The following is a 25,091-nucleotide window of genomic DNA, read 5'->3' on the forward strand; positions in this document are numbered from 1 at the left end:
CGCATGAACGCTCGTTTACATATAGTTGTCTGGGTAGCTTGCTTCCTTCTGCTGAGCGATTTGGCTAGTGCTCAGGTAAGGCGACGGTCATCGGACTCAACCCGAGTCCGTCGCCCCTGGCGGTTGTCGTCCGACTCAACCCGAGTCCAGCGGCCCCGCCTTGCTGACTCGATCCGAACCCGACGCTGGGATTATGCGCTGGTGGTAACCGCTGGTGGTGGCTTATCCTATTACGCCACGCACCTGAGAGTCCCGATTGCACTTGAACAAACTCAGGTCAGCAGATTCGGTGTTCCCGCTTCGCTTCGGGTTATGTGGTATCCCGATCATCGTCTGCGGGTAGGCGTAGAAACTGGCTGGACGACCATGTACAGCTACAAAGGGCAGCTCGCAGACGAGCGTGCGCACGTCTACGTGTCTACCGTGCCGATACTGCTGGTTTTCTCGATGCCGCTTGCCTGGGTAAAAGGATTTGAGCGCAACCTGGTTCGGCGCATGGCGCTGACGGTCGGGACGGGTGCATATATCAACCATTCACGGCTGGACTATGTTGGTACCGTGCAGTCTAACACAATTAGCCCCGGATGGATGGCAGCTGCTTCGTACACTTATCCGATAGGTCGTCGTTTTAGAGTAGCGGGCGAACTGAAATGGTTTGATGCCGTGGCCGTCGAGAATGCCGCCTTTACGGCTGAACTACAACTCGTATGGCGGGCGTACTCATGGTAGTGTTCTCTTTGGGCTTTCAGAAGAGTTTGAGAAGACTTCATACGCCGTATCTTGGAGATACGGCGTATGAAGTCTTCTCAAACTCTTCTAGAATCACCGGTCCTAAACGAGTAATGTAAAACTGACTTAAGAAAAAGGGTATGAATCAGGACGATAATCATAGAGAAATTCTCTTTTTAAGCGATACACAAGCCCCGATGTGGGTCGAACGGTTAGTGTTGCGAACGCATCAGAATACGAAGGCGACCACAACCATCTTCGCCGAAATTATACGCCTGAAACCCGCTGTGCTCTACTGGCTTGGTGACATTGTATCGTTAGGCTATCGGACGACCAAATGGCGGGTTATTGACCAATTCCTGGCAAAATGTACTGAAGTCGGCACTGCGGTCTATGCGATCATGGGTAACCACGACGTTATGGGACGTCCCCGGAAAGGAGCCCGTAATTTTCAGCAACGGTTCCCCGAACACATTCCGACTGGCTACGTGAAAACAACGGACAGTATTGCGGTGGTTATGCTGAATTCAAATTTTACGACTCTTTCGGTAGCTGATCTGGTCAAGCAGCAGACATGGTATGAGCAAACCCTTCAGGACCTCGACGCCGATCCAGAGGTAAAGGTTGTCATCGTCACCTGTCACCATGCGCCTTATTCAAACAGCAAGTTGGTCGGCTCGTCGAAGCTGGTTCAGCAGCGGTTTGTCCCTGCCTACACAAAATCGCAGAAGGGGCGATTATTTATTACGGGTCATTCGCACGCCTTCGAGCGGTATCAGTTCGAGGGGAAAGAGTTCCTGGTCATTGGTGGTGGCGGTGGTCTGCGCCAACCCCTGAATATGTCGCCGAGCCGTCTGCCGGATATGGCAACGACGTATAAGCCACTGTTCCATTATCTTTCCGTTCGTCGGGAAGGGGAAGGGCTGATGCTGACATCCTATTGCCTGCGCAACGATTTTTCGGGCTTCAATCAGGGCTATCAGTTTGAGATTCCGGCGGAGGTTACTGCCTCATAAGAACAACCTACTCTTCGGCCACCGTTCCAACGCCTAATTCTGAAAATAATGTCTGCCAGTACTGCGTCACGGCGGGGTTGTTTTCCTTAACCGACGCATTCGGTTCAAAGGGCAACACCATCGTGATTTCCGGACTACCCAGGGTATAGCGTTTCAATTGGTTAGCATCGGCTTTGGCCCACTCGTCGGCCTGTGCGTTATCTTTAGGTGCTTTCACCTGAAAATCACGTCGGCTTGCACCTTTCACGCTTTCGATCATGTCGCTCAGGTAGTAAACTTTAACCGTTGCCCCCGTCTCGTTTGCTTTGGCGATAACGGGCAAACTGGCCCAGATATCCGTTTCCTGGTTCGATGAGCCCGTATTTTGGGAAACGAGCTGTTGCAACACCCGCTGGCGGATCTGTGCTTTTTCGCGGTTAAGCGTCATCGTAAACTCGGTTTCGGCCATTTCGCGGTCGGTTGGGCTGGCTGCTGAAACGTCTTCCATCTCCGAACGAACTGATACATTCAGCGCACGGGCCTTCGACGTGTTCTCATGGATGAAATACACCTCAAGCCGGTCGCCTTTCTGCCGGATATTTTGTTCGATAAGATCGGTGATAGCCTGCTGGTATTTTTGCGCGACAAATGCCTTATTGACATTGACGCTTCGGGTTTTATCCAGAAAAATCAGCGTGTATATAGGGCCTTCCGTGTTTACGCTTGCTTTCTCCTTGTCGCCGGAGCAGGCCAGGAATGCTATCAAAAAAAAGCCGGTTACGGCCCAACTGAGCCGAAGCCGACCAATGGTGAACATACGTTTCATACTACAATAAATGCCGGGCCTTACCGGTTCGATAACAACGTTTTGCGCAATGTGCTGTCAGCAGGTGCGTTGTGGTTCCAGTAATCGGTCAGAATGGTTTTCTTTAAAACGGCTCTGGATGTCAGAAGGTTGTCTTTGCTCTTATAGATTTCTTCCCAGCCAACGATTTTATGGGGAAACTGGCTCTCAAAAATAATCGTCAGCGTCCGGTCGTCGGTGGGGTATTCAATAACATACGATTTAAGAAATTTACCCGGATACAGCACTCCTTCGTAGTTGTCGATTTTTAGTTTAGCGGGTAGCGGATCAAGTTTCTTATGCCGCAATCGGGCCGCCATTGTACCGGGAATCAACTGAATTTCGCCGGTGGGAAGCTTCTCCGGATTGAGCCGGATGCGGTTCCAGAGTTCATCTTCGAGCATTGCCTTGCCCACCGTATAGTCTTCATCAACTTCTTTCTCGAAATACGATCTTCCGGTTATCCGATAGCCGTTATTTTGATAATTGAGTTGCAGGTAACTATGGCCACACCACTCCTGTCCTGAGGTACTGACTTTTAACGTATTGGGGAAGAGGGCTGGGTTATCAATACCGCTGTTGATCGGCGTAAAAATCGATGTAAAGAGCGAGTAATCGTAAATGCCTGTCACGAATTTCTTGGAAATGTTGGTCTTTAAAACGGGTACCGCTTTATCACGGCTCTCCGGCGTTTCGGCCTTTACCTGCTTATCGGTCCGGAAATCTTCCGTCACAAAAATCATGACCGCTTCGCCCGGATGTAGGGCACCGTACTGCGCCTGTTCGAGCGTATAGCTATTCAACTCGGCTTTGCCCCCAAACCAGTACCCGCTAAAATCAGCCGAGGTGGCGGTCGTTGTTGGTTTTTGGGTCGGTGGCTGTTGAAAAATAGTCGCTTTCATCGCGAAGGCGAACACGACGGCCAGCGCGAGAACGATCAGAAGAAAGTTTCTGGTGATGGTTTGTTTCATAAAAATGAGTAGGTCAGGCGTAATCGTCTAAGCTACCTGCATACAAAAGTCAGGCTGTTTCGATTATCTTACAACTCTTTATCAAACAATTGCTCCTCATGATACAACCTTACTCAAGACTACGCCTACTAGTTTACTGTACGTTCTTCATGTGTCATACCCTGTTCGCACAGGTCGAAAAAGCACCGGCCCGGCAGGAAGGCGAAGGCCCGTTCGGGAAACTCATCATTCGGGGTGTTACACTGATCAACAGCACGGGAGCGCCACCGGTCGGACCGATTGATATTGTAGTCGAGAAAAATCGCATTACCCAAGTGAAGCAGGTGGGTTATCCCGGCGTGCCCATTGACCCCAAAGGACGGCCAAAAGCGGCTCCCGGCGATAAAGAGCTGAACTGCGAAGGCATGTACCTGATGCCCGGTTTTGTGGATATGCACGGGCACATCGGCGGACAGGCGCAGGGGGCAAATGCTGAGTACGTATTCAAACTCTGGCTCGCGCATGGCATCACAACCATCCGCGATCCATCGTGCGGCAATGGGCTGGACTGGGTGCTCGAACACCGCGCCAAAAGCGAACGCAACGAAATTACCGCTCCTCGCCTGAAAGCGTACACTGTGTTCGGGCAGGGCGCGAAAGAGCCGATCAGTACACCAGAACAGGCCAGAGCGTGGGTGCAGCAGAACGCCAAACGCGGAGCCGATGGGATCAAATTCTTCGGAGCAGAACCCAACATCTTCAAAGCCGCTCTGGAGGAAAACAAAAAATTGGGCTTACGGTCGGCCTGCCACCACGCTCAACTGGAAGTGGCCCGGATGAACGCACTGGCAACGGCTAAAGCCGGTCTGACCTCCCTCGAACACTGGTACGGTCTGCCCGAAGCGTTGTTCGATGATAAAACAATCCAGAATTATCCGGCAACCTACAATTACGGCAACGAGCAGAATCGATTCGAAGAGGCTGGTACCCTGTGGCAGCAAGCTGCTAAACCCGGCACCGACCGCTGGAATAAAGTCATGGATGAACTGATCGCTATGGACTTTACGCTCGACCCGACGTTCAATATCTACGAGGCCAATCGCGAACTGATGCTGGCCCGTCGAGCTGAGTGGCACGATGACTATACGATGCCGAGTTTATGGCGGTTTTACGGCCCCAGCCGGATTTCGCACGGGTCGTACTGGCAATCATGGGGCACGGAGCAGGAAGTCGCCTGGAAAAAGAATTATCAGCTCTGGATGGCCTTCATCAATGAGTACAAGAACCGGGGTGGCCGCGTAACGGCCGGTTCGGATTCAGGCTTCATTTACCAGCTCTATGGATTCGCCTACATTCGTGAACTGGAACTCCTGCGCGAAGCTGGTTTTCACCCGCTCGAAGTGATCCGGGCGGCAACGCTGAAAGGAGCGGAAGCACTCGGCATGGCCGATCAGATCGGTTCGGTAGAAGTAGGTAAGCTGGCCGATTTCGTGATCATTGATCAGAATCCACTCGCCAATCTGAAGGTACTCTACGGTACGGGTGCTATTCACCTGAACGAGAAGAACGAAGTAGAACGGGTTGGTGGCGTAACGTATACCGTAAAAGATGGCGTGATCTACGACGCCAAGAAACTGCTGGCCGATGTGCGCAAAATGGTAGCTGATGCTAAAACGAAAGAGAATTTCGAAATCAGCCAGCCGGGCGTGGCTCCTAAACCGGGAAAGGTATCGACCGGTAAAAACTAAGCAAAGTCATTACTGAAATCGTATAGTGGCTGGTTCAGGCAAATTGCCGGGACCAGCCACTTTTTTATTGAAAGGCCGAAGAGTAATAGCAGGGGAGGAAATTACTTTTAGGCAGTACTCATCAACAGCTATTCACAAACCCACTTAAGAAAAACAGGAGCATGATTTATCGGAAGTTGTGGTGCTTTACGCTGTTTGTACTGTTCGCCGTTGGCCATATTGATGCGCAGAAACTACCTAAAAAGAAGGCTATACTGGCTATAATGACCTTAGCCAACGAGTACTTCATGAAAAAGTGGCCCGATACGGGTAAAGAAATTGTCACGAACAAAACGCGGCCCAGCAACATCTGGACGCGGGCCGTTTATTACGAAGGCCTGATGGATTTATACAAAACCGACCGTCAGCCCCGCTATTACGCCTATGCCGTTGACTGGGGCGAAAAACACCACTGGGGTATGCGTTCGGGCAACAAAACGCGCAATGCCGATGATCAATGCTGTGGCCAGACGTACATTGAGCTATACCTGATTGATAAAAAGCCCGAACGTATTCATGACATCAAGGTGTCCATTGATTCGATGGTAGCCAGCCGAAAAGTCGACGACTGGAACTGGATCGATGCGTTGCAGATGGCCATGCCCGTCTTTGCTAAATTGGGCGTTATCTATTCCGATACTGCCTATTTTGAGAAAATGTACCAGATCTACCAGTTCGCGAAAACGCAGCACGGCGGCAGTGGACTGTACAATCCGGTCGATCATTTATGGTGGCGTGACAAAGATTTCGTTGCGCCTTACAAAGAGCCTAATGGGAAAGACTGCTACTGGTCGCGGGGCAACGGTTGGGTGATCGCGGCACTGGTCCGGGTGCTCGACGTTATGCCCCCAAACGCTCCACACCGCGCCGAATATCAGCAACTGTTCCTCGACATGATGCCCGCTTTAGTGCCAATTCAGCGACCCGATGGATTCTGGAATGTGAGTCTGCTCGATCCGACCAATTATGGCGGGAAAGAACTGTCTGGTACCGCCCTGTTTACCTACGGTATGGCCTGGGGCGTCAACAACGGTTTACTGGACCGGAAAGTCTACCTGCCCATCATCGCCAAAGCCTGGAATGCGATGGCTACCGAGTGCGTTCATCCCGACGGTAAACTGGGTTTCGTGCAGGGGACGGGTAAAGAACCGAAAGATGGTCAGCCGGTGACCTACGAGAGTACGCCCGATTTTGAGGATTACGGATTAGGCTGTTTCCTGCTGGCCGGAAGCGAAGTGTATAAAGTAAACGAGAAGAACTAATGGAAGAAGTTGCGTTCACCATGAAGCTCAAACCGGGCGTCGAAGCGGAGTACAAACGGCGTCATGACGAAATCTGGCCGGATTTGTCGGCAGCTTTAGCTGAAGCTGGTATCCGGGATTATTCGATTTATCTGGATCGCGCAAGTGGCACACTATTTGGTGTCCAGAAACGCCTTGACGGTCATACCGCTGATCGGTTGCCGGAACTGCCCGTTATGCAACGATGGTGGGCGTATATGGCCGATCTGATGGAAGTCAACGCGGATAATTCACCGGTCGTGACGAATCTGGAGCCGGTTTTTCACGTAGCGTAAGGCAATTAGGCGGAATGCTCATGGAGTCGACGGGCTTTCTGGCGGATCAAAATGGGTACGATCAAGAAGCTAATACTGCTGAGCAACAGGGCAAAGCCGGTCTGTACCGCGTGCATAAAGGTCGCTTTGGCTACACTTTCGGCTTCAGGCATTCCATAGAGCATTAATACCCGACTGACCAGAAAATGATACGTACCAACCCCGCCCTGGGTAGGTACGGCTAAGCCGCCAAGTGAACTGGCTGCCATAACCGAAAGGGCCGCTGCCGGGGGGAGGGTAACTGTCTGCGTCGACGCAGCAAATAGCGTATAATTAGCCAGATAGATCAGTACATAACTCACCACGGTTAAACAAACGAACCAACCGGGCTGCCTGAGTCTTTGAATACTCATAAAGCCACGGCCAATCTCACGACCGATGGTCATAAGTTTACGCACGAGGGTATGCTGCCGGAAGCCTTTGGTCTGGACGAACCAGCCCACGAATCCGAGTAGAAGTAAGCCGGCCAGTACCGCAGTCAAGAACAAGGGAGCAAGCGGTTGATTCGGTGCTAATCGGGCTAGTAGGGGAGTGAGCAAGTCTGAAAAATAGACGCCAACCCGCTTAAATTCAACGAGTATCGTCAGGCCAACCAGCAGACCCAGCATGAGCAGATCAATAACGCGTTCGGCAACGACGGAGCCAAAGCCCTGAGCCAGCGGAATATCGTCGGTCCGTTGCAGCGTACCGCAACGAGTCAGTTCACCCGCCCCCGGAATGATCAGGCTGGCCAGGGTTCCGGCGAGGATCGCAATGGTTGTTCGGACTAAAGAAGGTTGATAGCCAAGCGCCTGTAAGGTTAACCGCCACCGGGCTGCTCGCACAACCGTATATAAACCAATCTGAAACGCCACCAGAAGCAGCCAGCGATAGTCGGCTTTGCGAAACTGATCGCCAATACTGGCAAGCGACGTATCTTTAAGTGCGTACAGTAAAAGCAGGATGGCCAGCCCAATCGGAAAAATGCGCCGGAGTAGTCGCTTCATGAACAGGATCAATAAACGGGTGCAAGATAAATAAACATACTGAGAGAGTATGGCACAGAATTTGGACCATACGCGCCGTAGCCTTAATTTTGAGTAGCTCCCTCATAGACAGGGTCTGGACAACCTCTTTTCTGTTTTTTTGACGAATGAAAGTCGCTCTGAGCATACTGGTTGTTGTACCGTGTTTTAATGAAGAAGAAGCGATTACGGGGGTTGTGTCGGAGCTGAACGTTGTCCGTGATCAGCATAAACTGAATCTGGATGTCCTGGCGGTTAATGACTGCTCGACCGATGGAACGCTGGCGGTTATCAGAACGCTGGATTGCCTTTATCTGGACTTACCCGTAAATCTGGGCATCGGTGGGGCTATGCAGGCGGGTTACCGCTACGCCTTTCGTCACGGCTATGCTATTGCGATACAGGTGGACGGTGATGGGCAGCACCCCGCCAATGAGTTGCTGAAGCTTATCCAGCCCGTATTGGAAGACCGGGCTGATGTCGTTATCGGCTCTCGTTTTCTGGAGCGCGTCGGTTTTCAGTCTTCAGTTACCCGGCGTCTGGGCATTCGTTACTTTCGCTGGCTGAATCAATTGCTCATTCGTAAAACCATTCACGACAGTACATCGGGTTTTCGGGCGTTCAACCGCCGGACCATTGAACTGGTGAATCGCTATTATCCGGACGAGTATCCGGAACCCGAAGCCATTGTTCAGTTTGGATTGAATAAACTGCGTATCGCCGAAGTGCCGGTCGTGATGCGGGAACGTCAGGGAGGAAAATCATCGATTACCTTTATCCGGTCATTGTATTACATGTTCAAAGTGACGATGGGTACGTTATTCGTCTATATTCGTTTACGCAAACAATGACCTTGTTATGGAATCGTTACCGATAACAATTCAGGTATTGAGTCTGCTGGGGGCCATCAGTTTCATGGTGTTCATTGCCCGGCTTATTGTGAAAGGCAAGTTGCGGGAAGAGTATTCCTTTATCTGGATTGCCTGCACGATTGTACTGATCATCTTCTCGGTCTGGCGAACGGGTCTGACGCAGATTTCACTGCTGCTGGGCGTTTATTACCCGCCGTCGCTGATCTTTCTGCTTGGCCTTTTTGCTGTCATTGGGTTCCTGGTTCACCTGTCGGTCGTTATTTCTAAGTTACAACAGTCTATAAAAGATCTTACCCACGAAGTGGCCTTTCTAAAAAAGGAAATGGCCGAGAAAAAACGCCATGATGGGCTGGTATTGAGTGAGGATACAGAACAGACTCCTGCCCATTAAGACGCTTTTTCGGTAAGGCTCATCCGGGTAAGTTACGGGTCGTCAAAAATAGCCTTATCGCAAAATCCGCGTATTGATAAATGGCCGCTTACTTTTGTCATAACTTCTTGCCTAACCCATGTCAAAAAAGAAAAAAGCCGTAGTGCCCAGCCAACCAAGTCAACCACAACCGGCTAGCAAAACAACCCCCCTACCTGTACAAAAGAACGCCGTTGGTAAATCGGCTACTCCGCCTGAACCCTTCGTTGAACCGGCTGATCAACCCTTTGAACTGATCCGTTTTGATAAACGGGTAAAGTGGTTCACCGCCATCTGGCTCGGGTTGTTCCTGATCCTCGCGCTGAGCAAAATACACTTCTCGTCGATCCCCTACTGGAACCAGGTCATTCCAGATGGATCAAATCCGAAACGAGGGCTTATTGCGGGCACACCACGGGCTATTCGTATGGATGAGTGGGCGGCTATGGTTCCGTTTGTGCTGTCGCAGGCAAACAATGGGTATCCGCAGGAAAATCCGGCTATCGGTGGCGAAAAGCCGGGACTAGTTGTTTATCTGCCGATCAAGCACTTTATCACGGTTTTCAGACCCAACTACTGGGGGTTCACGTTTCTGGATACCGATCGGGGATTTGCCTGGAACGGTTTGTTCTATCCGTTTTTTGGCTTGCTCGTTGTCGTTTACCTGTTTCTGGTCCTGACGAAAAATCAGTTCTGGCTATCGCTGTTTGGTGCGGTTTGGTTTGTGTTATCGCCAGCCATAGCCTGGTGGTCTTTCTCCCCACTGACCCACGTTTTTTCGGGCTCGCTGATCTTACTGGCCTCATTCTATATCTTCTATGCCCGGCAGGCAAAAACGCTGATTTGGGCCGGAGTGCTGTTTGCCTGGGCGTTGATCACCTTCTCACTGAACCTCTATCCGCCTTATCAGGTCCCGTTTGGCTATCTGCTGATCTTCTTGCTGATTGGCTTTGTCTGGAGCAATTACCGCAAAGAGCTTCTGTTTAATCAGCTAATCGGCAAAATAATCACCTTTGGTCTGGCTGGCTTAGTGATTGCCGCGGTGGTTTATGCCTATTACGTGGATGCGAAACCGACCATCGATGTCATGTCGAATACCGTGTATCCGGGTAAGCGCAGCGATTCGGGGGGAACGGGCTTCATTGCCAACTGGCTCTCCGAATACTATTCGGGATGGTTATTGAATGATCAGCGCTTTCCTAAAGAGTGGCTGAATATCTGTGAGTTATCGCACGCGGTCACGTTTATGCCAGTCATTGCCATTTCGCTGGGACTTTACTTTTCAAAAACGAAAAAAATCGACCCGCTGCTAACGATCATACTGGCATACAGCGTTATTCTGCTTGTCTGGATTCAGTTTGGTTTCCCCACTTTTCTGGCTAAAGCAACGCTGCTGGATGTAAGCCCCACCCGTCGAACCCAGGTGCCACTGGGTATGGCGAATGTGGTGTTGGCGGTGTTGTATCTGGCTTACATACGGGGTCGTAGTCTGGCAATCTCGGCCTCCGTGAAGACAGCTCTGATTGCATTTGTCGTTGTGTTTATGGTCTATGCCGCCTGGCTGAATCTAACCGACTCAAATGGCTATTACAAAGCATACCAGCTGTTTATTCCAACGCTGTTCTTCATGGTGCTCAATTACCTGATGCTGCCTGTGCAGAGTTTTCGGTATAAGGCCGTTTTGGTCAGTGGATTAATGGTACTGTTTTCGCTGCCTAGTCTGGGAATCAACCCGTTATCGGTCGGTTTATCGCCGATTACGGAACACGTATTGTACCAGAAGGTCAGCGAGTTGCACAAACAGGAGCCTAAAGCCCGGTGGGTCGTGATTGGGAGTCAATACCTGACCTATCTGGTGACCGCTACCGGTGTCAATCAGTTGAGTGGTATCAAATTCATGCCCGACTTTAAGACGATGCGGGTACTCGATCCGACGGCGAAGCGTGATTCGGCTTACAACCGGTATGCCCACACGGTCTATGCATCGTATATCGACGGTCGCGATTCCACGATTATCGTCAATCAGTTTGAAGATGGGTATACAGTTGCGCTGGACCCCTGTTCGCCGAAGCTCAAGACGCTGGACGCCAAGTACTTTATTTTCGAGAAAAAACCACAACCTGTCGAAGTTCGCTGCATGACGCAGGTCGCTACCTTGGGGTCCATTGAAATCTATAAACGCAATGACTTCTGATCCACAACTAGCGGTGAATCTGTACGCCAGCAAATCGCAACAGTACTACACCAATGTCCGAACCGATCTGGTTAGTCTATTGCCCGCGTCGCCCACGCTGAAAGTGCTGGAAGTGGGCGCGGGCGGGGGCGACACGCTGGTGTATATCAAGGCGCAGAAACTGGCCAGTGAGGTGGTAGGCATCGATATCTTCGATCTTCCCGACACGAACCAGCGAAACCCGCTCATCGATCGCTTTATCATCGTTGATATCGAAAAAGATGCTTTAGATTATGCGCCCGGCTATTTTGACGTCATACTATGTGGTGACGTTATCGAGCATCTGGTCGATCCCTGGGCTACCATAAAAAAGCTGGCAACGTATCTTAAGAAAGACGGGCTGCTGGTGATCAGTACGCCTAATTTTCGGCATCTGTACAATTTTATCACCATTTTTCTGCAGGGCGATTTTAAATATAACCCCGCCGGAGACTTGCTGGACAGAACTCATCTGCGCTTTTTCTGCAAGAAAAATATTGAAGAGCTAGTTCGAACGGAGGAGTTTGCTTTTCAGTCGATAGCACCGATTATTGCCTTTAAAGACTACAAACCTCGATTCTTCGTCCGGTTCTTCAATGCCGTTACCGGACGCTTATTCGAGCAGTTTATCGTGTCGCAGTACGTCGTTGTGGGCCGTAGGCGATAAGAAATTAAACGCGAAACCGCCTGTTCAATCTTGTGAGAGAGGCCCCTTTCGATAACGGATCGCGTCATGGATGGCTTTCAAAACCAGGCGGAGACGAACAAGTTTTTGATCTTCGAACAAGCCAATCTTAGCTGCTTCGATCAGAATCGTCAGGGCTGCCGTCAGGCTATAGCCGGGAGTGTGTTTCCAGTGATGCCGGGCTACAAGAATGCTATTGCGAATGAGGTAGTAATTGCGGGCCGGGCTGTGAGAAACAAACGTTAGAGACGTTAGAGGTAGCCGTTTTTGGGTGCCGAGTCGGTGAATTAGATACAGGTTGGTCAGTTCAACGATGCGGTAACCGGCGGCTTTTAAGCGCAGGTCAAAATCATGATCGACAACATCGATGAACAGGCCATCGTCGAAAGGGCCGACCTGTTTGTACGCGGCTAAATTGACTAGATTGCCCGATGTCATCGTCGTGATCACCTCATTAGCCCGCGCCCGTTCGGGTGTTGGCTGCTCCGAAACAAGGGCCGACAGGATATGTTTCGGCGCTAGAATACCTACGGAATCCGACTGGTTCGTGGTCAGATAATGGATCATGCTCGAAACCAGATTGGCTGGAGCCCGGCTGTCGTCGTCCATCGTTAACAGATACTGATACCCGTCGCTGATGGCCTGTTGAGCCCCTACATTCAACGCCGTAGCGATGCCAACATTCTGCGGGAAAGGATAATAGCGGATGCCTGGGTCATTGAGTAGCGTGCTCGTGATCCACGGCGATGTGATAGGTGAATTATCAACGACGTAAAGCCGGTCGATCTGAGCGCGGTACGTTCTAATGTTTTCCAGACAGTCGGGTGGGCTGTTGTACAGAACGACAACACCGGCAATATCGGTCTGGCTAATCGATGGGTCTGCGCTCATGGTGTGGGTTAGCCAATAGCGGTGTCGCTTTCTCGCCGTTTGCCGAGCAGTGTTTCGTATACCTGAACATGCAAAGCGAGTGTCGCTTCATTTGTGAACAAGTGAGCCGCTTGCTGTGACGTGGTCTGGTTCCGACTATCGATAATGCCTTGAGCCAGCGCCGAACTATTGGCGGGAGTGACCAGGTAGACGTTACCGCTGACCACTTCAGGAATCGATCCCGCCTTTGTGGCAACGACGCTCTTGGCGAGTCGACAGGCTTCTATCGCGGCATAGCCAAAACCCTCCGCCAGTGACGGAATTACCACGCAATCGACGCTTTGAAGGTAGGCAAACAGGTCGGCCCGCGTCTGTTTGTCCAGTACCTCGATGGCATCCGGTCGATTGAACGAGTGCAGCCGCTGAACCAGTGAATCCCGAAGGGAAATGAAGTTAGGGGCCGACGGCCAGATAAAGCGAAAGGACGCCCTGGGCAATGTGTCCAGTACACCGGGAACGGCATCTACCAGGTAGTCGAATCCTTTCGAGATACCGGGCCGCCCAAAGCCGAGTACCACGTAATCCTCCGCCGACCATCCTTTCGACCGTCTGAAAGCGGCCTTCTGCTCTTTGGTAAGCGTAACGTTGTCCATACTCGCGTAGTCAACGCCCGGATAAATGCGCTTGGCCCGTGACGTTGGAAAAAGTTGCTGATAATCCCGGAGTGTACTGTCTGAAATACAAATGACCTGATCGAAGTGGAAGCTAAGCAGAATACGCTCGATAAGCCGCAAGATGGTCGCTTTCAGCCGACTTTGTCCACTCAGGCTATACCATTTCTGATCCCACACTTCGTAGACCGTCAGCACCGTTTTTGTGCCGGTTACTTTTCCCGCAATCCAGGACGGGACAATTGAATTATAGGTAGCCGTATGAATCAAATCGTGCTTCCGGGCCAAGGTGATCGCCTTAACAATCGCCCAGAACGTGAAAAAATACCGCTGGGCAAAGGGAGGTACGCGCTGGCGAACGATGCGAACGCCGTTGTGAGACTCGTTATCTAGATAATCCGGGAAATTCTTTGGCGCGAGTACCGTTACCGTGTGGTTTTGCGCGGCCATACCCTCCGCCAACTGCTGAAACAGCAGTTCGGCCCCGCCAATATGAGGGTAGTAGTTGTCAACGATGTAAAGCAGCTTCATAGAGGAGAACGTTACATCGGTTTCTTGATCAGCGATTGCAACGACCAGAGCGTCTGAAATGTCCCCCGGAACAGCGGACGCAGCAGTTTGGCCTGTGGATTACCCAGCGACCAGAGCAGCAGCGAACTCCAAATGGGTTGCCGGGCGATCTGCTGCTCAACCTGATCGATACCGCGTCGGGTTTTTTCGACAGAGATGTTGCCCCGTACCGACCAGAACAAAGCGACTAGCAGCCAGCGCCTGGCCTGAAACAAACGCCATTCCCGAACGGTCGGATTGCCGGGTGCCAATACGGATGACTGTTCGACCAGGGTGCAGAGTTTGCCGGCATCACTGATAAACTCCAGAAAGCGGTCGTCGCTTGTTTTACCGTCAATGGCTGTCCAGTAACGCACCTTGCCGAGCGGTTTGTTGAGGTAAAAAACATCACCCAGTTCGTGCAGGGAAAAGACAATCGCTACGTCGAAAGCGAAAAAGAATTCACCCGAAAGCAAATGCCTGATTTGTTGATAGGCACTCCGGCGCATGATCAGTGACGGGAAGAAGCCCAATAGTGGCCGAACGTTGAGTAACTCCAGCAACGATTCGTTCGCTGGACGGTAAGCAGTGTCTTTTCGATGGTAGAAAAACCGAATCTTCTCCAGGTCATAATGTTCGACGCATTCCAGTTCCGCGTAGCCAAATGACGTGTTGGGTCGCTCGATTAGCTCGGGAATCAGGGAGCGGACAAAATTGGGGTAGAGGTAATCATCGGAGCACAAAAAAACGACGAACTCTCCCGTTGCCTGATCGGCGGCAAACTGAAAATTCTGGGCCATCGGCAAAAACTGATCGGGCTTGCGAACACGCAAGCGTGTATCAGTGACCGAAGCCAGATAAGCCGGCACGTCGTTGGTCGAATGATTGTCGGATACAACGACTTCCAGATGGGTGTAGGTTTGGGCAAAGGCGCTTTCGAGGGCTTCCCGCAGGTATTGCAGCTTCTGATTATACACCGGAATGACAATACTGACGAGCGGCTGCGACGGGGTGGGTGTAGACATGGCGGTTTCTGGGGACTATGCGGTGAGGATCGTTTCCAATTTCTGGCTGTTGCCCCAGAAAGCCAGCGGTTCGTAGTCTGGATACGGATAATAACCGAGGTTCAGCGTCAGCCGGTATTGATGTTCCTCCATAAATTGTTCCACCAGTGTTCGTACGGCAATCGGCCGACCACTACAGCAATTGATAACCCCGGTAACGGTTGTCTGCAAAGCAGCCTGTACGATGTAGTTCGCGACGGTATCGATGGGTAGATAATCGCGGAGTTGTTCCCCTTTCGACATGTTGAACACCATCTCGTTGCGTTGGGCAGCGGCTTCGACCTGGGCCAACAGCGACCTTGGATTTTGCCCTTTCCCATGCATATAGAACAAACGCAACCACCTGAACGATACGTTTTGACCCGTCAAAAATAAGTCGAGGGCTTTGCGCAGTGTATCTTTTGCCAGGCCATAGGCCGTTGTGGGCTGGGTCGGCAACGCTTCGGATAAGCAACCACTTTGCAGACCATATTCCAGGCAGGTACCCGTTACGGTCAGGTTGGTTAGGCCGTTTCGGAGCAAATTGGTCAGAAACCGATAATGCTGGAGCCAGTACGTGTTGATGTGCGCCAGAGATTTATAATCCGGTAGCCCCTGCCATGCCAGATGGATAACGAGATCGGGCTTGTTGAAATACGTAAATAGGTCAACGTCACTCGCGTCAGTACGTAGATCGAAGGGGATAAATTGCGTCTTTAATCGCGGAGTCGCTGGCTTAGTTCGGGCCGTAGTAATCACACGAACGCCATCCAAAGTCAGCAATTGATCCACAACATAGTGACCAACAAAGCCCGTTGCACCGGTGACCAGCACTGTTTTTACGTCGCTCACCATACGGTTAATTCAGGAATAGCTACAACAAATTGACCGCCCCACTCGCGGATGTAGGCCAGTTGGTCGGTAATTTCATCACGCAGATTCCAAGGCAAAATTAGGACATAGTCGGGTTCCTGCGCTTTTAAATGTTCTTCCCGTACTACCGGGATATGGCTGGCCGGCAAGAACTTATCCTGTTTGGCCGGGTTCGCATCAACGACGGACGCAATCAGATCATTTTTGACCCCGCAAAAGTTGAGCAGCGTATTGCCTTTAGCCGCAGCCCCGTAAGCCGCCACCGACTTGCCTGCCCGCTTCTGCTCGATCAGAAAACGGAGCAGATCAATTTTTACCTGAGCCGCTTTCTGTTGAAAATCGGAGTAATAAGCCAAATCCGTAAGCCCGGTTTCTTCTTCTTTCTGACGTAAAGCGGCTACGTTTGGGGAAATAGCCTTCGTGGTATCGTCCGCGTGTTTGGCGTAAATCCGCAGTGACCCGCCATGCGTCGGAATTTCCTCAACGTCGAACAGCACTAATCCCTGCGATTCAAAAATCTGGCTAACGGTATGAAGCGAGAGGTACGAAAAATGCTCGTGATAGATCGTATCGAACTGGTTTTGCTCGACCAGATTCAGCAGATGGGGGAATTCCATCGTGATCACACCCGTCGGCTTCAGCACGATCTTCATCCCGGCCACGAAATCGACAATATCCGGTACGTGGGCTAAAACGTTGTTGCCCAGGAGCAAGTCGGCCTTAGTGCCAGCCTGCGCCAGTTCGCCAGCTAATTGGGTTCCGAAGAAGCGCGTGATGGTGGGAATACCTTTCTCGATGGCTATGGCTGCGGTATTGGTCGTTGGCTCGATCCCCAAAACCGGAATCTGTTTCTCGTGAAAGTATTGAAGCAGATACCCGTCGTTGGAGGCAATTTCGATTACCTGTGAGTCGGTATTCAAACCAAAGCGTTCGGTCATGTCGGCTACGTACCGTTTGGCGTGGGCCAGCCAGGAGGTCGAAAACGACGAAAAGTAAACGTACTCGCTATCGAAAATAGCGTCCGACTTTTTGTACTCATCAATCTGAACGAGCAAGCAGTTCGAACAGGTGTAAACCTTCAACGGATAAAACGTTTCTGGCTCGTTCAACTGCTCTTGCGTCAGAAACGAGTTCGACGCGGGCGAGTTGAGCAGATCGATGAAGACGTGTTGAAGGGGCGTTTGGCAAAAGCGGCAATTCATAGTCGTATCACACAGGTATGCCGACGAATCGGTCGGTTAAGAGCGCGTGATTGGCATCGCGCTCCGAAAGGTCTGTAATGGGTAATGGCCAGGAAATGCCAATGTGTGGGTCGTTATACCGGACAGCTCCTTCGTGATCGGGTGAATAGGTTTCGCTATGGCAATAAATAAGCTGACAGTCAGTCGTAAGCGTCTGAAAACCATGCGCAAATCCTTTGGGAATATACAGCATCTGCTGGTTTTCGGCGGATAGTTCGGTCCCGAACCAATGGCCTAACGTTGGCGAACTCACCCGCAAATCGATAATAACATCGAATACCCGGCCCGCCACGCAGCGCACTAATTTTATCTCGGCTTTGGGCGATCGCTGAAAGTGCATACCCCGAACAGCACCCGGCTGATGCGTCATCGAGTGGTTCATTTGAACCCAATCGGCAGTGTGACCAATTTGCGCAAAAGCCGCCTTGTCGTATGTCCGGGCAAACCACCCGCGATGATCGCTGCGGGGGGATAGTTGGATCAGGTAAGCACCCGCTAGTGGAGTTTCGGTGAACGTCATCGGGTCCAGAGTAGGTTAGCGGCCTGCGCCTGTTGGATATACGCATTCAGATCAGCCTCCGTACGTAGTGGCTCATTGTCATAATACGCTTTGTACCAGTCAATGGTGCGTTCGATCGTGGTTCGCATGTCCCAGACGGGATACCAGCCGAGTTGCTGGTGTGCCTTTGTGATGTCGAGCCGTAGGAGCTGGGCCTCGTGCGGATTATTGGCCGATGTTACTTCGTCGATACCGATAGCAGACCAGCGGGTTTTTGCCAGTTCAACAACCGCTCGTACCGGGAGAATGTCATCCGGTGGAGGTCCGAAGTTCCAGCCGGTAGCTGCTGCCGTATCGCCCATGAGCAACCGCTGTCCAACGACTAGATAGCCCGATAACGGTTCGAGGACGTGTTGCCAGGGCCGCACCGCTTCGGGATTGCGAATAGCCACGCGCTGGTTGGAAACGCTCCCCCGGATCAGATCGGGAATCAGCCGGTCTTCGGCCCAGTCACCCCCACCGATCACGTTACCGGCGCGGACGCTGGCTACTAGGGTCTGGTGTGTTCTGCCGTAATTGGTCAGGCTGAAAAATGAATTTCGATAACTGTTCGTAACTAGTTCAGCGGCACCCTTCGACATGCTGTACGGATCATAGCCCCCCATGCGGTCGGCTTCGGTCAGGGGGCGGCCATCCTCCGGATTTTCGTAGCACTTATCGCTGGTCACGACCACGACAGCCCGCACCGATGGTGTCTGACGGGTGCATTCCAGCACATTCGCCGTTCCCAGTACATTGGTTTCGATGGTTTCAAGCGGATTTCGGTACGAATACCGAACCAGCGCCTGAGCTGCCATGTGAATGACGATGTCGGGTTGATGCGCAGCAAAAACAGACAGTAGCCGCTGTTGGTCATTGATTGTACCAATCTCTCCGACGATAGGTAACCCGAGCAGCTGCCAGTGGCTTGGATCAGTTGGTGCTGGCAGCGAATAGCCAATTACCGTTGCCCCCAGTTGATGCAGCCAGTATGCCAACCAAGAGCCTTTGAATCCGGTATGGCCCGTGAGCAGTACAGTTTTGTTGCGATATTGATCCGCGAAAAGGGGGGGCATGGGAGAGGTTTGTCTTACCAGATTTTCCATTCGGCAGTACCCGCATTCCAGGCTGTTTCGAGTTCCAGCTTATCGCGGAGGGTATCCATCGGCTTCCAGAAACCGTCGTGTTTGAAGGCCATCAGCTCGCCCTCAGCGGCCAGCGTTTCCATCGGATATCGCTCCCAGGTTGTTCTATCGTCAGCAATGTACGTAAATACATCCGGCTGGCAAACAAAGAACCCACCGTTGATCCAGGCCCCATCGCCCTTGGGTTTTTCCAGAAACGAGCGAACGCCGTTGGTATCGCTTACGTCTAGAGCACCAAACCGGGCCGAGGGTTGTACGGCAGTCAAGGTGCAACGCTTCCCGTGCGCCTGATGAAACGCTACGAGTTCGGTAATATTCACGTCGCCAACGCCATCGCCGTAGGTGAGCAGAAACGGTTCGTTACCAATGTGATGCCGAATGCGCCTGATGCGCCCACCCGTCATGCTGTCGTTTCCGGTATCGACCAGCGTAATTTTCCAGGGCTCCGCCTGTGAGTTATGCACCTGAACCTGATTAGTACTTAAGTCGATCGTAACGTCGGACTGATGGAGGAAATAATTAGCGAAATATTCTTTTATAAGGTAGCCTTTGTAACCCAGGCAAACGACAAATTCATTGAATCCGTGGGCCGAGTAAATTTTCATAATATGCCAGAGGATTGGCATGCCGCCAATCTCAACCATCGGCTTGGGCTTAACGACCGTCTCTTCACTCAGGCGGGTGCCCAGACCGCCAGCCAGTATGACCACTTTCATAGAGCAGGATTAGATACTGATTCGGGATAACAAGTTACTACGGACCTGACAAATATCATGCGAGCTGCTCCGATAGAAACGACGAAAGATCTGCTTTTTTTGCAATTTTTTTCGGGAAATCGGAATTGGTCACTGATTGATCCGTTGCGCTACACGTCTAGTGTAATCGTCAACGGTTGATACGCGTTTGTTTCGCCATCGACAAGGTGCAACCACAGCATATAATGACCTGGTCTGAGGTCTTTTTTGTCGAGGACACAGGAGAATCCAGGCTGGGTATATTTTCTGTCGAGCGTATGATCATCCAGATCGTCCCAGGCATGTTTCTTCACGTCGAACGCATAGCAATCCGTTGCTGAACGAGCTAGTAACTGAATGGTTGTTTTTCGGGATAACGAGCCATTCAATAAAGCCCCTGCCCGGTATAGAACCAGAAAATTACCTGTTTCGTACGGGTGTATGTCAGTTGTTATGTTATTGGTCGCGGTTAGCTGAGCCGGGCTGATGGGTTGAGGAACGGTTTTAAGATCGCTGAAGGTAACCGCTGGTACCTGGAAAATTTTCTTTTGCTGGGCATCGGCAAAAATCGTTTTTGCGATCCCCGGATTAGCCCAGTGCAGAAACAGGTTAGCCGGGTTGTCGTTGTAAAAGGCACTGCTGTACTGCAACGTGCGTTTGCGGTCGTCGATTCGGCGACGGTTGTCCTGGTTGATAGCCGACAAATAAACGAACAGGGCTACCGACAGATAGCCGATCAGGACACCCAGTCGCAGGTAGCGATGCGTAATCGTTTCGAGCGCCAGCACCGACTGCGTAGCGAACAGCATCACCACCACAATGCCGTAGCGAGGTGTAGCCGCTTGCCCAATGCCCATTCCCGACCGGGTAGCCATGAGCGACAGGCAGGTGAGGTAAAGAAACAGCAGCCAGCCGATAAGCGGCAGGTAGTCCGTAAATCGTTTGGTGTACAACAAGTAGCCAAGCAAGCCGACCGACACCAGCAGCGACAACGCACCGAACAGGATACTCAACGTTGCCCGGCCCGGTCCCACCAGCATTCCGGTTAGCGTGAAAAAATAGCCAATGGCTCGTCCGGTATGGTTAAACAGCGAATCGACAATGTCGGGGTGATAAGGCGGTCGGATGTAACCCCAGAAATAAAGGGCAATCGTGCTGGCCATGATCACTAGCCAAAGCACCAGTTTTCGGTACGATTGGGTCAATAGCAACAAGGCCGCCCCCGCCAGAAAGGTAAACATCCCATTTCCGCTGGTGAAGGTCGCCAGTATAGCCGCTCCGCACGCCAATAAAAACGTATTTCGGCCGGACTTACTCAGGCTGTACAGGCTGAACATCGCAAACGGAATGACGTACAGATTTTGTAGCGCGGCCATGCTCCACGTCGATAACTCCCAATACTGAAATAAAAAGAGCGAATAAGCGACAGGAAGTAGGTAAAGCAGTTTCTGATTGAGCGGTAATCGCGGAAAAGCAACCGTCAAAAAAAGAGCGCAGATTAGCAGTAACGAAAGATTACCTATGATGATCAGATGGCTGAAATTCAGTTCGCTGAATAGTGCATAATCGGTCAGAAAAACCAGCCGGTCGAAGACGATCCGGTGTTCGTTGTACTGCGAAAAAATCAGTTTTAGTTTTCCCCAAAAAGTCAGGTTTCCAAAAGCGTAGTCAGAAATAAAGCTCAGCGCACTGTTAAAATCGTCTTCGTAAGGAAAGTTAAATGCGTTTTCGAAAATCGTTTTGTAGTAGATGAATACAGGTATCGCTAATAGGAAACACAGAAAGAGGCATTGAAAAACGGCCACTCGCCGGGATTTTTCTGATGAACCAGCGAGTGGAACCCCGAACCACGAAGGATGTAAAGAAGTTGTTGACCGGGCTTCCTGGTTCTGGTAGTTTTCAACGGGAAATAAGCGTCGGAAAATGTGTGCAGCCTCGGCGGTAAACGTTGCCATTGAGCAGATCATGAGAAAGTTGACGCGGTAAGTATAGCGCATTATCGACTAGCAGACAAGGAAGGGCTCCGCCTAAGTTATCCTGCGATAACTCGTGATAGAACGGTTAGTCCTGTCCGGCTTCGGCGTAAAATCAGTCGTTTATACGACAGAACGCAGATGAATTTGTGCTTTGATCAGCTGGTTGGCCCCTTGACAGAGTCAAACAGCGTTAGCTTATTAATCTATTCATTCCCAGCTCATAAAACTGCCCAACAAAGCCCCTAGGATCAAAAGAACTGACGCGTTGAAAATTGCGTTGGATTGACACAGAATCCCTGGACAAGTGGGTTGATGATACCTCTTTTTACCGGACGGTTGTGTAAATTTGCATCTTATACAGAAGCTATCTCTCAATGAAGTTGAACCTTCGTTACCAGGAGTCATTTGAAGAGCGTCACCACGGTTCCGGTCAAGCCGACGCATCTCAGGCCGAAATGCTCCAGACTATTTCTGCGACTGGCTTGCCGGTCGACTCCATCGACAAACTTATTGATCAGACGGTTCCGGCCACAATCCGGCTCCCTCGCCCGCTTAATCTGCCAGCGCCCAAATCGGAAACGCAATTTCTGGCCGATTTTAAGAAGCTGGCTGGTCAGAACAAAGTTTTTAAATCGTACATCGGTACCGGTTACTACGATACCGTCACGCCGAATGTTATCCTTCGTAACATTCTGGAAAATCCAGGCTGGTATACCGCTTACACGCCTTACCAGGCCGAGATTGCACAAGGGCGTTTAGAAGCACTGCTTAATTTTCAGACGGTCGTGTCTGATCTGACTGGTATGGATCTGGCCAATGCTTCGCTACTCGACGAAGGTACGGCGGCTGCGGAAGCCATGCATATGCTGTACGCAATGCGTCCGGCTGCGCGGAAATTGGCCAGTACCTTCTTCGTCTCGGAGCGTTGTCATCCCCAAACGATCGATGTCCTGCTGACGCGGGCAACCCCGATTGGCATTAACGTGCTCGTGGGCGATCACCGTACTGTTGACCTCACCAGTGGCGACATTTTTGGTGTTCTGCTTCAATACCCAGCCTCCGACGGTGAAGTATTTGACTATACAGACCTTATTTCGGCTGCTCACGAACTTAACATTACCGTTGCCGTAGCGGCTGACTTATTGGCGCTGACACTGCTGACCCCTCCGGGTGAAATGGGAGCCGATGTGGTGGTTGGCTCGGCACAACGCTTTGGCGTTCCGATGGGATATGGTGGCCCACATGCGGCTTATTTCGCTACCCGTGACGCGTTTAAACGACAGATTCCTGGTCGGATTATCGGCGTTTCGCAGGATGCCGAAGGAAAACCCGCCTTGCGGATGGCTCTGCAAACGCGTGAACAGCACATCCGTCGCGAAAAAGCAACGTCGAACATTTGCACCGCGCAGGTTTTACTCGCTGTTATGGCGGGTAGCTACGCCGTTTACCACGGCCCACAGCGGTTACGGACCATCGCCGAAAAAGTGCATGGTCTAACGAAAGCGTTTGCTACAGCCCTTCGCTGGAGTGCACATGAACTCAGCACCGAAAATTATTTCGATACGGTTACCGTGAAAGTTGGCGATACCGAATCGTTGAAGAAGTCGGCCCGTGCTGCCCAGATCAACCTGCGGTATCTACCCGACGGCGAACGGGTGAGCGTATCGTTCGATGAGACAAAAACGCTGGATGACCTTGTTGAACTGCTTGGCGTTTTTGGCGTAAAATGCGATCTGGAAGCAATTGAGAATGAACTGGAAATTGGCTGGCCCGAACGGCTGGTACGTCAGTCGGCTTATCTGACCCATCCTGTTTTCAATACGCACCATACCGAACACGAGATGCTGCGTTACCTGAAATCGCTGGAAGAAAAAGACCTGTCACTGGTTCATTCCATGATTTCGTTGGGTAGTTGCACCATGAAACTCAACGCCACCGCCGAAATGATTCCGGTAACGTGGCCTGAGATTGGTAAGCTGCATCCCTTTGCCCCCAAAGACCAGACCGCCGGTTATCAGCAATTATTTAGCGATCTGAACGACTGGTTGTGTGAAATCACGGGTTTTGCCGCGATGTCATTGCAGCCTAACTCGGGTGCACAGGGTGAATATGCCGGGCTGATGGTCATTCGGGCCTATCACGAAAGCCGGAATGATCACCACCGTAACGTCTCGCTGATTCCACAATCGGCGCACGGTACTAATCCGGCCAGCGCCGTGATGGCAGGCATGAAAGTCGTAATCGTCAAATGCGACGAACGCGGCAACATTGACGTGGCCGACCTGAAAGCTAAAGCTGAACAGTACAGTAATGACCTGTCCTGTCTGATGGTCACCTACCCATCGACCCACGGCGTTTTTGAGGAGAGCATCAAAGAAATCTGCGAAACCATTCACCAGCACGGTGGACAGGTTTATATGGATGGGGCCAACATGAATGCGCAGGTTGGCCTGACATCGCCCGCAACGATTGGAGCCGATGTTTGTCACCTGAATCTGCACAAAACGTTCTGTATTCCTCACGGTGGTGGTGGTCCTGGTATGGGTCCTATTGGCGTCGTTGCCCATCTGGCACCGTTCCTGCCCGGCCACGCGCTGGTACAAACGGGTGGTGATAAGGCCATTCATGCAGTATCAGCAGCTCCGTATGGTTCAGCAAGTATCCTGGTTATTTCGTATGCCTACATTGCCATGATGGGCGGTGAAGGACTGACAAATGCGACGAAGCGGGCGATCCTGAATGCGAACTACATCAAAGCACGGTTGAATGGCCATTACGAAGCATTATACGCGGGTGCCAATGGTCGGGCTGCTCACGAGATGATCATTGACTGCCGTCCGTTCAAAGCGGTGGCGGGTGTTGAGGTGGAGGACATTGCAAAGCGGTTGATGGATTACGGTTTCCATGCACCGACGGTTTCGTTCCCGGTAGCCGGAACGATGATGATTGAGCCAACGGAATCGGAGTCGAAAGCTGAACTCGACCGTTTCTGTGATGCACTGATCGCAATTCGTGAAGAAATCCGCGAGATCGAAACGGGTGCCGCCGACCGGACAAGTAACGTCCTGAAGCACGCGCCACACACGGCTATGGTAGTACTAGTCGATAACTGGACTCGCCCCTATAGCCGCGAGAAAGCTGTTTATCCATTGCCCCAGGTTCGCGCCCGTAAGTTCTGGCCGAGTGTGAGTCGGATCGATTCAGCTTATGGTGACCGGAATCTGATCTGCGCCTGTGTGCCAACAGAGGCTTATGCTGCGGAAGCTGAAGAAGCCAGCCTAGAACAACAGGCCTAGTGCCGCTATATTTTTGCAAAAAGGCCTGTCTGTTACGTTCAGACAGGCATTTT

At 51.5% G+C, this 25,091-nt stretch carries 22 protein-coding genes; 10 read left to right on the forward strand and 12 right to left on the reverse strand.

Going from position 1 to position 25,091, the window contains the following annotated elements; translation table 11 throughout:
• Positions 1-3 precede the first annotated feature (3 nt).
• Positions 4-729 (forward strand): hypothetical protein, encoded by a 726-nt coding sequence (locus tag GK091_RS01715; protein WP_164034902.1) that lies wholly within the window; start codon positions 4-6, stop codon positions 727-729.
• A 140-nt stretch (positions 730-869) separates the two neighbouring features.
• Complete coding sequence (locus GK091_RS01720; protein ID WP_164034903.1) at positions 870-1,745, forward strand: metallophosphoesterase family protein; 876 nt, start codon at positions 870-872, stop codon at positions 1,743-1,745.
• Between the two features lie 7 nt (positions 1,746-1,752).
• On the opposite strand, the gene GK091_RS01725 is transcribed toward GK091_RS01720, so the two are convergent.
• Together GK091_RS01725 and GK091_RS01730 are read right to left on the reverse strand one after the other, a co-directional pair.
• On the reverse strand, positions 1,753-2,550 hold the full coding sequence (locus GK091_RS01725; RefSeq protein ID WP_394351853.1) for a hypothetical protein: 798 nt from the start codon (positions 2,548-2,550) through the stop codon (positions 1,753-1,755).
• A gap of 20 nt (positions 2,551-2,570) precedes the next feature.
• A complete protein-coding gene (locus GK091_RS01730) occupies positions 2,571-3,539 on the reverse strand; it encodes a hypothetical protein (RefSeq protein WP_164034904.1) in 969 nt (322 codons plus the stop codon).
• 149 nt (positions 3,540-3,688) lie between these two features.
• On the opposite strand from GK091_RS01730, the gene GK091_RS01735 reads away from it, so the two are divergent.
• From GK091_RS01735 to rhaM, 3 genes are all read left to right on the forward strand, one after another.
• Positions 3,689-5,266, forward strand: coding sequence for an amidohydrolase family protein (locus GK091_RS01735; protein ID WP_212592938.1), 1,578 nt, complete (start codon positions 3,689-3,691; stop codon positions 5,264-5,266).
• 161 nt (positions 5,267-5,427) lie between these two features.
• On the forward strand, positions 5,428-6,567 hold the full coding sequence (locus tag GK091_RS01740; protein ID WP_164034906.1) for a glycoside hydrolase family 88/105 protein: 1,140 nt from the start codon (positions 5,428-5,430) through the stop codon (positions 6,565-6,567).
• Positions 6,567-6,881: an L-rhamnose mutarotase gene (rhaM, locus tag GK091_RS01745; RefSeq protein ID WP_164034907.1), complete on the forward strand. Its 315-nt coding sequence runs from the start codon at positions 6,567-6,569 to the stop codon at positions 6,879-6,881. Before GK091_RS01740 ends, rhaM begins: the two co-directional genes overlap by 1 nt.
• A 5-nt stretch (positions 6,882-6,886) precedes the next feature.
• Here rhaM and GK091_RS01750 read toward each other — a convergent pair whose 3' ends face one another.
• Positions 6,887-7,906 carry a lysylphosphatidylglycerol synthase transmembrane domain-containing protein gene (locus tag GK091_RS01750; RefSeq protein ID WP_164034908.1) on the reverse strand — a complete coding sequence of 340 codons (1,020 nt, stop codon included), beginning with the start codon at positions 7,904-7,906 and terminating at the stop codon, positions 6,887-6,889.
• A 146-nt stretch (positions 7,907-8,052) separates the two neighbouring features.
• Between GK091_RS01750 and GK091_RS01755 the strand changes: the two genes are divergently transcribed.
• From GK091_RS01755 to GK091_RS01770, 4 genes are all read left to right on the forward strand, one after another.
• On the forward strand, positions 8,053-8,775 hold the full coding sequence (locus GK091_RS01755) for a glycosyltransferase family 2 protein (RefSeq protein ID WP_164034909.1): 723 nt from the start codon (positions 8,053-8,055) through the stop codon (positions 8,773-8,775).
• Positions 8,776-8,782: 7 nt separating this feature from the next.
• Positions 8,783-9,187, forward strand: coding sequence for a DUF2304 domain-containing protein (locus GK091_RS01760; protein ID WP_164034910.1), 405 nt, complete (start codon positions 8,783-8,785; stop codon positions 9,185-9,187).
• 118 nt (positions 9,188-9,305) lie between these two features.
• Complete coding sequence (locus GK091_RS01765) at positions 9,306-11,399, forward strand: DUF7657 domain-containing protein (protein WP_164034911.1); 2,094 nt, start codon at positions 9,306-9,308, stop codon at positions 11,397-11,399.
• Positions 11,389-12,084 carry a class I SAM-dependent methyltransferase gene (locus tag GK091_RS01770; RefSeq protein WP_164034912.1) on the forward strand — a complete coding sequence of 232 codons (696 nt, stop codon included), beginning with the start codon at positions 11,389-11,391 and terminating at the stop codon, positions 12,082-12,084. The genes GK091_RS01765 and GK091_RS01770 overlap by 11 nt, the downstream gene beginning before the upstream one ends.
• A gap of 24 nt (positions 12,085-12,108) precedes the next feature.
• Here the strand turns inward: GK091_RS01770 and GK091_RS01775 are convergent, their stop codons facing one another.
• The 9 genes from GK091_RS01775 to GK091_RS01815 form a co-directional block, all read right to left on the reverse strand.
• Positions 12,109-12,993, reverse strand: coding sequence for a glycosyltransferase family 2 protein (locus GK091_RS01775; protein WP_164034913.1), 885 nt, complete (start codon positions 12,991-12,993; stop codon positions 12,109-12,111).
• An 8-nt stretch (positions 12,994-13,001) separates the two neighbouring features.
• Positions 13,002-14,174, reverse strand: coding sequence for a glycosyltransferase family 4 protein (locus GK091_RS01780; RefSeq protein WP_164034914.1), 1,173 nt, complete (start codon positions 14,172-14,174; stop codon positions 13,002-13,004).
• An 11-nt stretch (positions 14,175-14,185) separates the two neighbouring features.
• Positions 14,186-15,217 (reverse strand): glycosyltransferase family 2 protein, encoded by a 1,032-nt coding sequence (locus GK091_RS01785; protein WP_164034915.1) that lies wholly within the window; start codon positions 15,215-15,217, stop codon positions 14,186-14,188.
• Positions 15,218-15,232: 15 nt separating this feature from the next.
• Entirely contained in the window at positions 15,233-16,090 is an 858-nt protein-coding gene (locus GK091_RS01790; RefSeq protein ID WP_164034916.1) for an NAD-dependent epimerase/dehydratase family protein, read from the reverse strand.
• A complete protein-coding gene (locus GK091_RS01795; RefSeq protein WP_164034917.1) occupies positions 16,084-17,310 on the reverse strand; it encodes a class I SAM-dependent methyltransferase in 1,227 nt (408 codons plus the stop codon). The genes GK091_RS01790 and GK091_RS01795 overlap by 7 nt, the downstream gene beginning before the upstream one ends.
• 7 nt (positions 17,311-17,317) lie before the next feature.
• Positions 17,318-17,869, reverse strand: a complete 552-nt coding sequence (gene rfbC / locus GK091_RS01800; protein ID WP_164034918.1) for a dTDP-4-dehydrorhamnose 3,5-epimerase — start codon at positions 17,867-17,869, stop codon at positions 17,318-17,320.
• On the reverse strand, positions 17,866-18,963 hold the full coding sequence (gene rfbG, locus GK091_RS01805; protein WP_164034919.1) for a CDP-glucose 4,6-dehydratase: 1,098 nt from the start codon (positions 18,961-18,963) through the stop codon (positions 17,866-17,868). The genes rfbC and rfbG overlap by 4 nt, the downstream gene beginning before the upstream one ends.
• Positions 18,964-18,977: 14 nt before the next feature.
• Positions 18,978-19,748, reverse strand: coding sequence for a glucose-1-phosphate cytidylyltransferase (gene rfbF, locus GK091_RS01810; RefSeq protein WP_164034920.1), 771 nt, complete (start codon positions 19,746-19,748; stop codon positions 18,978-18,980).
• Between the two features lie 149 nt (positions 19,749-19,897).
• Positions 19,898-21,721, reverse strand: a complete 1,824-nt coding sequence (locus tag GK091_RS01815; protein WP_164034921.1) for a hypothetical protein — start codon at positions 21,719-21,721, stop codon at positions 19,898-19,900.
• 395 nt (positions 21,722-22,116) lie between these two features.
• Between GK091_RS01815 and gcvP the strand changes: the two genes are divergently transcribed.
• Positions 22,117-25,038 (forward strand): aminomethyl-transferring glycine dehydrogenase, encoded by a 2,922-nt coding sequence (gcvP, locus tag GK091_RS01820; protein ID WP_164034922.1) that lies wholly within the window; start codon positions 22,117-22,119, stop codon positions 25,036-25,038.
• Positions 25,039-25,091 lie beyond the last annotated feature (53 nt).

The sequence above is a fragment of the Spirosoma agri genome, assembly GCF_010747415.1.
GTDB lineage: Bacteria > Bacteroidota > Bacteroidia > Cytophagales > Spirosomataceae > Spirosoma > Spirosoma agri.

Bases quoted from the DNA above. Each gene is read 5' to 3' on its own strand.
- GK091_RS01715 (WP_164034902.1), top strand. From the start codon at position 4: ATGAACGCTCGTTTACATATAGTTGTCTGGGTAGCTTGCTTCCTTCTG.
- GK091_RS01720 (WP_164034903.1), top strand. From the start codon at position 870: ATGAATCAGGACGATAATCATAGAGAAATTCTCTTTTTAAGCGATACA.
- GK091_RS01785 (WP_164034915.1), bottom strand. From the start codon at position 15,217: ATGTCTACACCCACCCCGTCGCAGCCGCTCGTCAGTATTGTCATTCCG.
- GK091_RS01730 (WP_164034904.1), bottom strand. From the start codon at position 3,539: ATGAAACAAACCATCACCAGAAACTTTCTTCTGATCGTTCTCGCGCTG.
- GK091_RS01750 (WP_164034908.1), bottom strand. From the start codon at position 7,906: ATGAAGCGACTACTCCGGCGCATTTTTCCGATTGGGCTGGCCATCCTG.
- GK091_RS01775 (WP_164034913.1), bottom strand. From the start codon at position 12,993: ATGAGCGCAGACCCATCGATTAGCCAGACCGATATTGCCGGTGTTGTC.
- rfbG (WP_164034919.1), bottom strand. From the start codon at position 18,963: ATGCCCCCCCTTTTCGCGGATCAATATCGCAACAAAACTGTACTGCTC.
- GK091_RS01760 (WP_164034910.1), top strand. From the start codon at position 8,783: ATGGAATCGTTACCGATAACAATTCAGGTATTGAGTCTGCTGGGGGCC.
- GK091_RS01815 (WP_164034921.1), bottom strand. From the start codon at position 21,721: ATGGCAACGTTTACCGCCGAGGCTGCACACATTTTCCGACGCTTATTT.
- rhaM (WP_164034907.1), top strand. From the start codon at position 6,567: ATGGAAGAAGTTGCGTTCACCATGAAGCTCAAACCGGGCGTCGAAGCG.
- GK091_RS01740 (WP_164034906.1), top strand. From the start codon at position 5,428: ATGATTTATCGGAAGTTGTGGTGCTTTACGCTGTTTGTACTGTTCGCC.
- gcvP (WP_164034922.1), top strand. From the start codon at position 22,117: ATGAAGTTGAACCTTCGTTACCAGGAGTCATTTGAAGAGCGTCACCAC.
- GK091_RS01725 (WP_394351853.1), bottom strand. From the start codon at position 2,550: ATGAAACGTATGTTCACCATTGGTCGGCTTCGGCTCAGTTGGGCCGTA.
- GK091_RS01780 (WP_164034914.1), bottom strand. From the start codon at position 14,174: ATGAAGCTGCTTTACATCGTTGACAACTACTACCCTCATATTGGCGGG.
- GK091_RS01795 (WP_164034917.1), bottom strand. From the start codon at position 17,310: ATGAATTGCCGCTTTTGCCAAACGCCCCTTCAACACGTCTTCATCGAT.
- rfbF (WP_164034920.1), bottom strand. From the start codon at position 19,748: ATGAAAGTGGTCATACTGGCTGGCGGTCTGGGCACCCGCCTGAGTGAA.
- GK091_RS01755 (WP_164034909.1), top strand. From the start codon at position 8,053: ATGAAAGTCGCTCTGAGCATACTGGTTGTTGTACCGTGTTTTAATGAA.
- rfbC (WP_164034918.1), bottom strand. From the start codon at position 17,869: ATGACGTTCACCGAAACTCCACTAGCGGGTGCTTACCTGATCCAACTA.
- GK091_RS01735 (WP_212592938.1), top strand. From the start codon at position 3,689: ATGTGTCATACCCTGTTCGCACAGGTCGAAAAAGCACCGGCCCGGCAG.
- GK091_RS01790 (WP_164034916.1), bottom strand. From the start codon at position 16,090: ATGGTGAGCGACGTAAAAACAGTGCTGGTCACCGGTGCAACGGGCTTT.
- GK091_RS01770 (WP_164034912.1), top strand. From the start codon at position 11,389: ATGACTTCTGATCCACAACTAGCGGTGAATCTGTACGCCAGCAAATCG.
- GK091_RS01765 (WP_164034911.1), top strand. From the start codon at position 9,306: ATGTCAAAAAAGAAAAAAGCCGTAGTGCCCAGCCAACCAAGTCAACCA.